Origin of the sequence: Thioalkalivibrio nitratireducens DSM 14787 (assembly GCF_000321415.2) — a bacterium.
Lineage (GTDB): Bacteria > Pseudomonadota > Gammaproteobacteria > Ectothiorhodospirales > Ectothiorhodospiraceae > Thioalkalivibrio > Thioalkalivibrio nitratireducens.
The window spans coordinates 438,189-450,770 of sequence record NC_019902.2 but is presented as its reverse complement, the minus strand read 5'-3'; the positions used below and the strand labels follow the sequence as shown (position 1 = coordinate 450,770).

At 67.9% G+C, this 12,582-nt stretch carries 12 protein-coding genes; 7 read left to right on the top strand and 5 right to left on the bottom strand.

All coding sequences use genetic code 11. From position 1 onward, the window contains the following. The first annotated feature begins 49 nt into the window (after nucleotides 1-49). Complete coding sequence (locus TVNIR_RS02150; protein WP_015257325.1) at nucleotides 50-382, top strand: DUF2322 family protein; 333 nt, start codon at nucleotides 50-52, stop codon at nucleotides 380-382. Between the two features lies 1 nt (nucleotide 383). Here the strand turns inward: TVNIR_RS02150 and TVNIR_RS02145 are convergent, their stop codons facing one another. The 3 genes from TVNIR_RS02145 to TVNIR_RS18505 form a co-directional block, all read right to left on the bottom strand. Next, nucleotides 384-980, bottom strand: a complete 597-nt coding sequence (locus TVNIR_RS02145) for a histidine phosphatase family protein (protein WP_015257324.1) — start codon at nucleotides 978-980, stop codon at nucleotides 384-386. Continuing rightward, nucleotides 977-1,543, bottom strand: coding sequence for a 1,6-anhydro-N-acetylmuramyl-L-alanine amidase AmpD (gene ampD / locus TVNIR_RS02140; RefSeq protein WP_015257323.1), 567 nt, complete (start codon nucleotides 1,541-1,543; stop codon nucleotides 977-979). Before ampD ends, TVNIR_RS02145 begins: the two co-directional genes overlap by 4 nt. Nucleotides 1,544-1,666: 123 nt before the next feature. Beyond that, on the bottom strand, nucleotides 1,667-1,825 hold the full coding sequence (locus TVNIR_RS18505) for an entericidin A/B family lipoprotein (protein WP_083499319.1): 159 nt from the start codon (nucleotides 1,823-1,825) through the stop codon (nucleotides 1,667-1,669). Between the two features lie 198 nt (nucleotides 1,826-2,023). Here TVNIR_RS18505 and TVNIR_RS02135 point away from each other — a divergent pair, with 198 nt between their 5' ends. After that, on the top strand, nucleotides 2,024-4,033 hold the full coding sequence (locus TVNIR_RS02135; protein WP_015257322.1) for a UvrD-helicase domain-containing protein: 2,010 nt from the start codon (nucleotides 2,024-2,026) through the stop codon (nucleotides 4,031-4,033). A gap of 26 nt (nucleotides 4,034-4,059) precedes the next feature. Here the strand turns inward: TVNIR_RS02135 and TVNIR_RS02130 are convergent, their stop codons facing one another. Continuing rightward, nucleotides 4,060-5,775, bottom strand: a complete 1,716-nt coding sequence (locus tag TVNIR_RS02130) for a potassium/proton antiporter (protein WP_043739994.1) — start codon at nucleotides 5,773-5,775, stop codon at nucleotides 4,060-4,062. 135 nt (nucleotides 5,776-5,910) lie between these two features. On the opposite strand from TVNIR_RS02130, the gene TVNIR_RS02125 reads away from it, so the two are divergent. The 3 genes from TVNIR_RS02125 (at nucleotide 5,911) to TVNIR_RS02115 (ending at nucleotide 9,521) form a co-directional block, all read left to right on the top strand. Next, nucleotides 5,911-6,507: a DUF502 domain-containing protein gene (locus TVNIR_RS02125; protein ID WP_015257319.1), complete on the top strand. Its 597-nt coding sequence runs from the start codon at nucleotides 5,911-5,913 to the stop codon at nucleotides 6,505-6,507. Nucleotides 6,508-6,582: 75 nt separating this feature from the next. Next, nucleotides 6,583-8,676, top strand: coding sequence for a DUF1631 family protein (locus TVNIR_RS02120; RefSeq protein ID WP_237251707.1), 2,094 nt, complete (start codon nucleotides 6,583-6,585; stop codon nucleotides 8,674-8,676). Nucleotides 8,677-8,807: 131 nt separating this feature from the next. After that, the gene (locus TVNIR_RS02115) at nucleotides 8,808-9,521 is read left to right on the top strand and encodes an FKBP-type peptidyl-prolyl cis-trans isomerase (protein WP_015257317.1); all 714 of its coding nucleotides are present in this window, start codon (nucleotides 8,808-8,810) and stop codon (nucleotides 9,519-9,521) included. Nucleotides 9,522-9,546: 25 nt separating this feature from the next. On the opposite strand, the gene ilvD is transcribed toward TVNIR_RS02115, so the two are convergent. Next, nucleotides 9,547-11,415: a dihydroxy-acid dehydratase gene (gene ilvD / locus TVNIR_RS02110; protein WP_015257316.1), complete on the bottom strand. Its 1,869-nt coding sequence runs from the start codon at nucleotides 11,413-11,415 to the stop codon at nucleotides 9,547-9,549. 80 nt (nucleotides 11,416-11,495) lie between these two features. On the opposite strand from ilvD, the gene TVNIR_RS02105 reads away from it, so the two are divergent. After that, nucleotides 11,496-11,768: a heavy-metal-associated domain-containing protein gene (locus TVNIR_RS02105; RefSeq protein ID WP_015257315.1), complete on the top strand. Its 273-nt coding sequence runs from the start codon at nucleotides 11,496-11,498 to the stop codon at nucleotides 11,766-11,768. After that, nucleotides 11,765-12,247, top strand: coding sequence for a DUF192 domain-containing protein (locus TVNIR_RS02100; RefSeq protein WP_015257314.1), 483 nt, complete (start codon nucleotides 11,765-11,767; stop codon nucleotides 12,245-12,247). The genes TVNIR_RS02105 and TVNIR_RS02100 overlap by 4 nt, the downstream gene beginning before the upstream one ends. Nucleotides 12,248-12,582: the final 335 nt, after the last annotated feature.

Sequence of the window (12,582 nt, the reverse complement as noted above, 5' to 3'; positions counted from 1 at the left end):
CGCCGGGCTTGCCGCAATATTCCAGGCACCCGCCGGACCGGAGGCTTCTATGGGCAGCGATCTTCCCGACGTCAGCCAAATCGACCGCCTGGAACTGTTCGCGGACGACTACACCCCGGTCGCGGTGATCGAGAACCGCGACGGCCAGCGTCTCTCGCTGCAGATCTACTACCATGCCGCCCGCACCTTCGGCGGCATCGGACCGAAGGCCGCGAACTCGGCGCTGCTGCGCTACGGGGAGCACGTCGCCGATGCCCGGCGCAACCCCGGCAAGCATCCGAACATCGACCGCCTGTTCGACATCATCATCAACGACCGTTTCCTTTCGGTGCACGCGGTGGCCGCGGGGGAACGCGGGTCCGACACGCGCAAGGGTTCCTGAATCACCGACGGCGGTTGGTGAACCCGACGCGCCAGCCGCGCTCGGCGTCGCGGCTGACCCGGCTGATGCTTCCATAGTCGCATTCGATCCGATAGATCGCCGCGTCGGGCGCGTCCATGACCCAGCCGATCACCGCACGGATCACACCGGCGTGCGCGACCACCAGGATCTTCCGCACCCCCAGCGCCGCGCTCTCGGCCGCCAGCGTGGCCTCCACGCGCCGGCGGAAATCCGCCAGCGGCTCGGCGCCCGGCGGGCGATTGGCGACCGGGTCAGCATAGAACGCGCGGTACTCGTCGGGGTGCCCGCCGCGGACCTGCTCGCGGGTCAGTCCTTCCCAATCCCCGAATCCCACCTCGCGCAGGCCCGATGCGACGCGCAGGGGCATCGGCCGGCGCGCGCACAGCGCCTCGGCGAAGTCCCGGCAGCGCGCCAGCGGAGACGACAGCACGCCGTCCCACGGCCAGTCGACCGAGGATTCCCCGACCGCCTGCCACATCTGGCGCCATCCCTGTTCGCTCAGCGGATCGTCACAGCCGTGCCCGCGGTAGCGAACCCCGCCGCGTGGCTCGCCGTGGCGCAACAGGTCGATGATCATGCGTTGGCCTCTCCTTCCAGGCGTGCTGCCAGGTGCTGCCAGTCGAAGTATGGCCCGGGATCGGTCTTGCGACCCGGCGCGATATCCGCATGCCCGACCAGCGTGTCGCCCGCGAGCCCCGGGAACCGCTCACGCAGCCAGGCGATCAGACTGGCGAGTCGCTGGTACTGGGCCGGCGTGAACGGACATTCGTCGCAGCCCTCGAGTTCGATGCCGATCGAGAAGTCGTTGCAGCGCTCGCGGCCGTGCCAGCTCGACACGCCCGCGTGCCAGGCGCGTTCGGTGAACGGCACGTACTGGGCCGCCTCTCCATCACGGCCGATGACCACATGCGCAGACACCCTCAGATCTGCAATCGCGGCAAAATAGGGGTGCGCTTGGGGTTCCAGCGCGTTCATGAACAGCTGCCCGATGAACGGCCCGCCGAACTCGCAGGGCGGCAGGCTGATCGAGTGGATCACGATCAGTTCCGGCTCCATGCCCGCGGGACGGAGATCGCGGTTCGGACTGGGCCGGATCCGCGCCTGCGGCCACCACGCCCGCGCATCGCCGGATCCGGCCATAGCGGCTCCGATCTCCGCGTCGCCCGGCGAGTCATTCACAGGCACATCATTCACAGACACGAACGCATCGGCTCCAGTTGCAGGAAACGCCGCCAACGGATCCCGGTACGTCTCATGCCACGGTCAGTCCGACTTGTGACGCTCAGCCGCCCGCTCGATGGCCTCGCCACCTTTCTGCACATCCTTACCAAAGCCCTCGACCGTACCGCAACCACCGAGTCCGCCTGCCGCGAACACCACAAGCCCCGTCAACAGGACTGTCCAGGATATCGTTCGACGCATCGCTCTCTCGCTCCTAGGCCGTAAATCGCCAGCGGCGCCCGGGCAGCGGCGGCGTCGATTGCGCCACCGGGGCCGGGACAGCCGCAACTCCGGGGCCACGCTGCCGGCATCGAATTCGGGACCCCGTGACTTATCATAGGAGATTCCGCGCCGGGACGGTGCCCCCGCCCGCTCACCCGAAAACCGATACGGCCTTGCGTGCTCGAACTCAACCCCCAACAACGCGCGGCGATCACCACCGCCGACCGCCCGACGCTGGTGCTTGCCGGCGCCGGCTCCGGCAAGACGCGTGTGATCACCGAAAAGATCGCCTACCTGATCGAGCGGCGCGGTCTGCCCGCCCGCAGCATCGTCGCGATCACTTTCACCAACAAGGCCGCGCGCGAGATGCTCGAACGCGTCCGTGGCCGTCTGGACCGCGAGCAGGGACGTGGCCTGACGGTGTCGACGTTTCACACCTTCGGCCTGAACTTCCTGCGCCGGGAACTGGACGCGGCGGGATTGCGCACCGGGTTCTCGGTGCTGGACCCAGGCGACTGCCGCCAGCTGCTGCGCGAGATCACGCACCGCGACAACGACCCTGGCGTGCCGGAGGCGCTGCTCGCTCGCATCAGTGCCTGGAAGAACGCGCTGGTGGACCCGGAGCAGGCCGAAAGCCACGCTGCGGATCCCGAGGAGCAGCTCGCGGCCCGCGTCTATCGGCGCTACCAGCAGGCGCTGTCGGCGTACAACGCGGTGGATTTCGACGACCTGATCCTCGGGCCCGTGGCGACGCTGGCCGCCGACGCCACGCTGCGCGAGCGTTGGCAGAATCGCATCCGGCACTTGCTGGTCGACGAGTACCAGGACACCAACGGTGCCCAATACCGGCTGGTGCAGCTGCTGGTGGGCGTGAGCCCCGGACTGACCGTGGTCGGCGACGACGATCAGTCGATCTACGCCTGGCGCGGCGCCCGGCCCGAGAATCTCGCCCGCCTGCAGCAGGATTTCGCGCGTCTGGAGGTGATCAAGCTGGAGCAGAACTACCGCTCGACCAACCGCATCCTCGCGGCCGCCAACCAGCTGATCGGGCACAACCCACACCTGTACGAGAAGCGCCTCTGGAGTGCGCTGGGCGAAGGCGAGCCGATCCGGGTGATCGCCTGCTCCGATGCCGAAGCCGAGACCGCGCGGGTGGTATCCGAGCTGATGCGCCAGCGCTTCCGACTGCGGGCACGCTGGGCGGACTTCGCGATCCTGTACCGAAGCAATCACCAGTCCCGGCCGTTCGAGAAACTGCTGCGCGAACAGGCGATCCCCTACCGGATCAGCGGCGGGCAGTCGTTCTTCGAGCGTTCCGAAATCCGCGATCTCGCAGCGTACCTGCGCCTGCTGGTCAACCCCGACGACAACCCGGCGTTCCTGCGCGTGGTCAACGTGCCCAGGCGCGAGATCGGTCCGGCCACGCTGGAGAAGCTTGGGCACCATGCCCACCAGCGCGGCTGTTCGCTGTTGCGGGCCGCCGGCGGGATCGGGCTCGGCGAGCATCTGGACAGCCGCGGGCAGCTGCGCCTGTCCCGGTTCAGCGACTGGGTCGGCGAGATGCGCACGCTGGCCGAATCCAACACCCCGGACGGGCTGTTGCGACGTGTCGTCGACGAGACCGACTACGAGGCCTGGCTGATGGATACCAGCCCGAACCCCCGCGCTGCCTCCCGGCGCATGGACCAGGTGCGGGAGTTCATCGACTGGGTCGGTCGGGTTGCCCGCCCCGGAACGCCGGACGGCGACACGCTCGGGCTCGACGACGTGGTGGCGCGCATCAGCCTGATGGACATCCTCGAGCGCCAGCGCGAGGAACAGGACCAGGATGCCGTGCAGCTGCTGACCCTGCACACCGCGAAGGGACTCGAGTTCCCGCATGTCTTCCTGGTCGGGTTCGAGGAGGAGCTGCTGCCGCACCGGGTCAGCCTGGAGGAGGACAACCTCGAGGAAGAGCGGCGACTCGCGTACGTCGGGCTCACCCGGGCACGCGAGACGCTGACGCTGACCTACGCCGCACGGCGCGCGCGCTACGGCGAGGCCATCGACTGCGTACCTTCGCGGTTCCTGGATGAGCTCCCTGCGGATCACCTGGAATGGCCCGACGCGAAACCGCCGGACCCCGAGACCCAGCGCATGACCGCGAAGGCTCATCTCGCGGGCCTGAAGGCAATGCTTCGCGGCTGACAACAGGCTGCGCCGGGGCGGAGGCATCAGAGCAGCTTCAGGCCGACGCGGGTAATGCGCGCGCCTTCCATCTCGCGCACCACCAGGCGTACCCGGTCCAGGTCCACCGCGTCGCCGACCACCGGCTCGGCCACCAGCCGGGAACGCAGGAACTCTTCCAGCGTCCGCCCACGATCCTCCACAGGCACCGTGGCACCATAGGCCACCGCTACCGCCCCGAGCTGGGCATTCCCGTTCAGCACGAACTCGCCGAACACGCTGCGTTCGCTCAGGCGATCGGGAACCTCGGTCGCGAGGAACAGCCGGTCCAGGTCCGGCAGCTCGTTCGGCGCAACCATGATGAACAGGTGATCCCCGGCACGCAGATCCAGCACCTCGAGACCGTCGAGCAGCCGACCGCCACGCAGGTGGGCGACCACGCGGGCGCTGCGGGGCAGCCGGAAGTTCGACCAGGCCTCGCGCACCACCGGTGTGTTCTCGGCAAGCCGATACCCGATCAGTTCCATCTCCTGCTGCCCCGGGATGTCCAGGTGGGTGCGCTGCACCCGCGCGCTGTTCGGAGGCAGCTCGAGCCCCAGCCAGCGCGCCGCGGGCGCGACTGTCCACCCCTGCACGACCAGTGAGATCAGCACCACGAAGAAGACCACGTGAAAGAAATACTCGGCGGAACCGAGCCCGGCCAGCAGCGGAAACAGCGCCAGGATGATCGGCACCGCGCCCCGCAGGCCGACCCAGCCGATGAACACCTGTTCGCGCCACGGGAACCGGAACGGGGCCAGGCAGACCGCGACCGCGATCGGACGCGCCAGCAGGATCAACACCGCAGCGAGCAGACCCGCATCCAGCGCCACCGGCAGGAGTTCCGACGGGGTCACGATCACCCCCAGCATCAGGAACATGCCGATCTGGGACAGGGACGCGATGCCGTCGTGGAAACGCTTGATGTTCTGGCTCGACTCCATCGACCGGTTGCCCATCACCAGGCCGGCGAGGTACACGGCCAGGAAGCCGCTGCCGCCGAGCATCCCGGTCACTCCGAAAATCAGCAGGGCCCCGGCCAGCGCAGCCAGCGGGTAGAAGCCGGGCGACATCGGCAGCCGGTTGATCACGCCCAGCAGCACCAACCCGCCGAGCAGACCGAAGGCGGCACCCAGCCCCATCTGCTGCGCGAACTCGGCGACGACCAGCCAGCCGAACGTGGCATCGGGCATCAGGATCAGCTCGATCAGCACTATGGTCAGGAAGATCGCCATCGGATCGTTGCTTCCGGATTCGATCTCCAGCGTGGTGCCGACCCGGCTCTTGAGCTCCAGCCCGCGCGAGTGCAGCAGCGAGAACACCGCGGCTGCATCGGTCGAGCCGACGATCGCTCCCAGCAGCAGGGACTCGAGCCAGGAGAGCCCGAGCCACCAGTACGCGAACAGGCCGGTAAGTCCCGAGGTCAGCACAACCCCGACCGTGGCCAAACCCAGCGCAGGTTTCAAACCGATGCGGAAATTGCGCACCGAAGTACGTAGCCCTCCGTCGAACAGGATCACCGCCAGCGCGGCCGACCCGAACAGGTGGGCCAGCGGGATGTTCTCGAAAATCAGGCCGCCCGGACCCTCCGGACCCAGCAGCATGCCGATGCCCAGAAACACCAGGAGCAGTGGCACCCCCAGGCGCGAGGTCACCACGCTGGACAGGATGCTGCCAAGCACCACCAAAGCGCCGAAAAAGATGATCTGATGGGTCCAGTCCATGGCGGTCAGGGTAACCGATCGCCCGGTCAGCCCGGACCGCGCTTCGCCCTTTTCGGCTACGGGAACCATTCCTGTACAGTGTGCAGGCGTGGACCCCGCCGTTGCGGCGGGCACCCCCATTTCGGAGGAAACCCTGTGAAAGGCTTCACGCGCACCTTCCTGACCGGCCTCGCAGCCATTCTGCCGATCGCGATCACTGTGGCGCTGTTCTGGTGGCTCGGCTCGACGGCCGAAAGCCTGCTCGGAGGCCTCCTGCAGTACCTGCTTCCCGACGTGCTGTACTTCCCCGGGCTCGGTCTGATCATCGCCATCGCGCTGATTTTCGGGATCGGCGTGCTACTGCGCGCGTACGTGGTACAGGGCCTGTTTGCGTGGCTCGAAGACTGGATGCAGCGGATCCCGGTGATCAAGACGATCTACGGCATCGTACGCGACGTGATGAACGTCGTCTCCGGGGACATCCAGAAGCAGTTCGGGGCCGCCGTGCTGGTCAGTTTCCCCGGCACCGACTACCGGCTGGTGGGATTCGTCACCCGCGAGGATTTCGAGGGCCTTCCGGAGAACCTCGGTTCGGGTGGTCGCATCGCGGTCTACCTCCCGATGAGCTACCAGATCGGGGGCTACACAATCATGCTACCGCGTGACCAGGTCGAGCCGCTGGATCTTTCGCTAGAGGACGCGATGCGCTATACGCTGACCGCTGGCGTTTCGGCACGCCGAAACGGCGCGTGAACCACTCGTTCCGCCGCGGATGAACCCCGGCCCGGCAGCACGCCCACACCCGGCCGGACTGCACCGGGGGAGCACATGATGACGTCCAAGGAAGACCGCAACGACCCCACCGCGACACCGCCCGCCGGGAAACCGCGCTGGCAGGGCCTGGCCGGCCTGAGCCCGGAACAGCGCGAAGAACTCGTGGTCACGATCGCACCCGCCGTAGTGGGCCACCTCGCGGGCTGTCTGCGCAGCACCACCCAGCGCTGGACTTCCGGGCAGTCGCTCGACGAACACGACAGCGAACGGGCCCGGTGGAGCCTGGAACTGGGCCGTTTCCCGATCGCGCAGGACTTCGATACCGCCATCCGCGACGACCTTCGTGACACCCGCTACCCGCCCGCCTACGAGTTCTCGGGAATCGGTTTCGCAGCCGACGACAGCGGACTCAAGGTCCTCGACGACTACCAGACCGCACGCCGATCGCTGCGCCACGGCCTCGAGGCGCTGATCCGCGGCGAACATGCCTATTCCCACCTGATCCTGTACCAGGCGGCGCGGGAGGGCGATCGGTTTGAACACCCCAACTGGGCACCATGGTCGCCACTGCACTGGTTCGAGCGCCTGTTCGAGGCGGCCGAACGGCACCTGGGCCGCAGCCGGGCGGCGCTGGAACTGATGGATGCCTATGTGCAGTGCCTGGCACGATCAGGCAGCGGGCTTCTGACCACGGTCGCAGAAGCGGTCGACGCCTGCGGACTGGTGACGGATCCTGCACCGACCCTCGAACCGGATACGGACGCAGTACCCGCAGCGTCCTGGAACGACTACCGCCAGCCAGGATCTGGCAGCGCGCAGCCCTCAGGGACGGGCAGGGAGAGCGCCCGTGCCGCGCCGAGCCACGGCTGGGCGGGACCGATGCCCGACGCCCGCGAGGATCCGGATGCGTGGGCCCGCTGGGCCCGCGTCCTGCTGCATGGCGCAGGCTCGGGCGGCACGGCCGGCATACCCGCCGTGCAGGCCCACGGTGACATGGGCATGACCGGGGATCCTCCCGTCGCTGCGGCTGGCTCGGCAACCGGCGCCGGGCCGGTCACGCGCGACTCGCTCCAGGTCCTGATCCGGGAGCTGCTGGACGCGATCCTGCGTCAGATCCTCCGGCAGATCGGCTTTCACCCAGGCGCCGAAGAGGGCGTGCTGGCGATCCTGCCTCCGCTGTCGACGGTTGTGGCACGCGACCTCGATTTCTTCCGCGAGCGCCGGCACCCGCTGCGGATCTGGCTCGGGCAAGTCGTCAACGCCGGCGCCCGCATCACGCCGGACAGCCCGGACGACACCGGCGGCGCGGTCGAGCGGCAACTGGAGCGTCTGCACCGCTTTGCCGACCGGCTGCGTTCGGGGGCCGACGCCATGGACCGCGTGCAGGCCCAGGCACTGCTCGCAGACTGGTCTTGGGAGACGGTCCGGGATCTGGCCCGCTGGCAGGAGATGCACGAGGACCGCATCCGGCCGCTGCGCCACGAAGAGCACGTTGCACGCGCCTGCCGCGGGGTCACGGTGTGCGTGCTGGAGACCGGGGCCACCCTGCCCGAGGACGCGGCTCGACAGATTGCCGACGCCTGGGGCGAGATCCTGGATCTGCTTCCGGACGGAGAACAACGGCTCGATCTCGACCTCCGCGCGGTGGTTCGCGCGATCTGCCGAATGGCCAGCCCGACCGAGGTCAACGCGCTGGTACGCCAGGCGCTGGCCGACGCTCAGCGCCTGGGGATTCCGGACGCGCGGATCCGGTCCGTGTTCGCCCGCCTGGGGCAGGCGCATCTCCAGCATCTGCGCCCGCCGCCGGACGCAGCCGCATTCGACCCGCAGCAGAGTCTACGCAGGCGACGGTCGGTGCGCCTGCGCGACGACGACCCCGACCTGCTGCCGGACTTCGACGACATCCACGTCTTCGAGGCAAACCGCATCCGGGCGGGTGACTGGTGCGAATTCGTCGACCGCACCAACGGCCGCCTGCAGCGCATGGCACTCGCCTGGCGCGGGGAGGCTACCCGGAGCTTCCTGTTCATCCCGCTCGACGGGGGCTCCGAGCGCCGCCACAGCCTGCAGGGGGTCGCGAACGAGCTGCGCGAGGGCCGGATGCGCATGCTGCCGCACGACAATCCGATCGATGTCATCCTGCGCTGAGCGCCCGGCCGGCACGCGGGACCCTTTGCCCGTTGCGCGAACGGTGTCAGAATCCGCGCTCGGTTCAACACCCTTTCCCGAAGCGGCGCCGACGCGCTGCGCCTGACCTCCTCCTGCTGCCGAGCCTGCTGATGACTCCTGCCAACGCCGAAGAACTGAAGATCAACGTGCTGAAGACCGGTGACGGTCCCGAGGCCACGCCCAACACCGAAGTGACGGTGCACTATACCGGCTGGCTCGACGACGGCACCCAGTTCGATTCCAGCCGCGACCGCGGCCAACCGTTCACGCTGCCACTCGGTGCCGGGCGCGTGATTCCGGGCTGGGAACGCGGCATCGAAGGCATGCGCGTCGGCGAGATCCGGGAGCTGATCATCCCGCCGGAACTCGGTTACGGGGCGCACGGGGCCGGCGGTGTGATCCCGCCGAACGCCACGCTGCGCTTCGAGGTGGAACTGCTGGAGGTTCGAACCCCGCCCTACTCGGAACTCGACAACCGGGGCCTGGCCGAGATGATGGCCGGCGGCGTGAAGGTCGTCGACATCCGCCGCCCCGAGGAGTGGCGCCAGACCGGCGTAGTCGAGGGCAGCCATCTCCTGACCGCGTTCGACGGATTCGGTCGGCTCGAACCCGGGTTCGTCTCCGAATTCCAGAAGCTGGTCGCGAAGGACGAGCCGGTGGCGCTGATCTGCCGTACCGGCAGCCGCACCGCGGTGCTGGCACGTGCGCTCGCCGAGCAGTTGCATTACGAACGGCTCTACAACGTGACCGACGGAATCACCCGCTGGATCGCCGAAGGGCAGGCCGTCAACCGCGAGATCGCCGAGGGTGCGCGCCGGGGCTGACCCCGGCCGGCCCCGCCGTTGCCGGCTACTCCGGGGGAGCCGCCTGGCCGATGAGCTGCGAGACGTCGCGCACCGCGCCGCGGGACGCCGAGGTGGTCATCAGCGCGTAGGCCTGCAGCGCCTGGCTGACGACACGGTTGCGGTTCACCGGCTGCCACGCCCACTCCCCACGCGCCTCCATGCGCGCACGCCGCGCGGCCAGTTCCTCGTCCGACACTCTGGCGTCGATCCGCCGCTGCGGGATGTCGATCTCGATCAAATCGCCTTCCTCGACCAGGCCGATCGCACCGCCCTGCGCCGCCTCGGGCGAAGCATGACCGATGGACAGGCCCGAGGTGCCGCCGGAGAATCGACCGTCGGTGATCAGCGCACAGGCTTTGCCCAGCCCCTTGGATTTCAGGTAGCTGGTCGGGTACAGCATCTCCTGCATCCCGGGTCCACCCTTCGGGCCCTCGTAGCGGATGATCACCACGTCGCCTTTCGCGATCCGGTCGCCGAGGATCGCCTCGACCGCGGCGTCCTGGCTTTCGAAGATCCGCGCCGGACCGCTGAATGTCAGGATCGACGCGTCGACTCCCGCAGTCTTCACGATACAGCCTTCGACGGCGATGTTGCCGTAGAGCACCGCCAGACCGCCGTCCCGGGAGTAGGCGTGCTCGATGTCGCGGATGCAGCCGTTCGCGCGATCGAGATCCAAGTCGTCCCAGGTCGCGTCCTGCGAAAACGCGACCTGGGTCGGGATCCCGCCCGGAGCGGCCAGATAGCGCGTGCGCGCCTGCTCGGCATCGCTGCGCACCACGTCCCATTGGTCCAGCGCGTCGCCGAGAGTCGCACTGTGCACGGTCGGCACGTCGCGGTGCACCAGCCCGCCACGGTCGAGTTCGCCGAGAATGCCCAGCACCCCTCCGGCGCGGTGCACGTCCTCCATGTGGTACAGCTGCGTGGCCGGCGCCACCTTGCAGATGTTCGGCACCCGGCGCGAGAGCCGGTCGATGTCGGCCATCGTGAAGTCGACCCCGGCCTCCCGGGCCGCGGCGAGCAGGTGCAGTACAGTGTTGGTCGACCCGCCCATCGCGATGTCGAGCGCCATCGCGTTTTCGAAGGCCGCGAAGCTCGCGACCGAGCGCGGAAGTACCGACGCGTCGTCCTGCTCGTAATAGCGGCGGGCCAGATCGACGACCAGCCGGCCGGCCTCGAGAAACAGTTCGCGCCGGCCGGCGTGGGTCGCGAGCAGCGAGCCGTTGCCGGGCAGCGACAACCCCAGCGCCTCGGTCAGGCAGTTCATCGAATTTGCGGTGAACATTCCAGAACAGGAACCGCAGGTTGGGCATGCGGAACGCTCGTACGCCGCCACATCGGCATCGCTCTGGCTCGGGTCGGCGGCCACCACCATCGCATCGACCAGGTCGAGGTGGAGCACGTTGCCGTCGCGCACGACCTTGCCGGCCTCCATCGGGCCACCGGACACGAACACGACCGGGATGTTCAGGCGCAGCGCGGCGTTCAGCATTCCCGGGGTGATCTTGTCGCAATTGGAGATGCAGACCAGTGCATCCGCACAATGCGCGTTGACCATGTACTCGACCGCATCCGAGATCAGCTCCCGCGACGGCAGGCTGTACAGCATGCCCGAATGCCCCATCGCGATCCCGTCGTCGACCGCAATGGTATTGAACTCCTTGGCTACCCCGCCGGCCTTCTCCACCTCGCGCGCGACCAGCTGCCCGAGATCCTTCAGATGCACGTGGCCGGGCACGAACTGGGTGAACGAATTCGCGATCGCGATGATCGGTTTGCCGAAATCGCTGTCGTGCATGCCGGTAGCGCGCCAGAGGGCGCGTGCCCCGGCCATGTTGCGTCCATGGGTGGTGGTGCGGGAACGGTACTGGGGCATGCCGGAGTTCCTTGAACACTCTTGGAAACCGGAATGATACAATTTCCGATTAAGGCTTGGCGAAACCCGCGGAGGATCCCATGCGCATCGAGGTAGAAAACATCAAGTGCGGCGGCTGCGCGAGCAGTATCCGCAAGGGCCTGCTGGAGATCGAGGGGGTCGACACCGTGGCGGTCGACATCGAGGGCGGCGTGGTGGAGATCCAGGCCGACGACACCCGTCGCGCCGAGATTGCGGGCCGGCTCGCGTCGATGGGCTATCCCGAGAAAGGATCGGTGCAGGGTCTGAAGTCGGCCGGCGCGAAGGCCAAGTCGTTCGTCAGCTGCGCGGTCGGGCGCATGGACAGCGAATGAGCGCTCCCGGGGCCGGCATCCCGCGCTGGTTCGCGGCCTGCACCGCGGCCGTAGTGCTGCTCGTTGCCGTGGCGAGCACGGCCACCGGCCTCCCGGTGGCGGAGCTGCGCCTCGCGGACCGGACGCTGACAGTCGAGATCGCCGCCACCCCGGAAACGATGAGCCGCGGGCTGATGTTCCGCGAACACCTGCCGGAGGATCACGGGATGCTGTTCGTCTGGCCTGCGGATCAGGTGGTGGCGATGTGGATGAAGAACACCTTCGTTCCCCTGTCGGTGGCATTCCTCGACCGCGATTTCCGCATCCTGAACATCGCCGACATGGAGCCGCGATCACTCCGACCACATCGTTCGCACGGGCGCGCGCGCTACGCGCTGGAGGTCAACCAGGGCTGGTTCGAACGCCACGGCCTGGGCCCGGGCGACCGCATCGGCGATCTCGAACGCGTGCTGCAGCGGTTGTCCGACGAACGGCGTTAACTTTCATGGCCAGCGGCCACCCTGCAAGATGAAAAGGCGAGCCACGGAAAGCACAGACAGACACGGAACAAAGGGTTTGATCCGTTTCATCTTCCGTGATTTCCGTGTTCTTCCGTGGCTGGATTTTCACAGTAACTACCGGGGCGCGAGCGGGTCCAACCGACCACCTGATTATCACGAAACCTCCGCAGCGAGTGCGACGCCGTGCGGCATCGGTCGTCATTGCGAGCGTAGCGCGGCACTAATGCGCATAGCGCATTGAACAGCCGCAGGCTGGCCCGAAGGGCGAGCGCAGCGAGTAATCCAGGCGGCGCGGGGAGGACTAACGCCGTTTG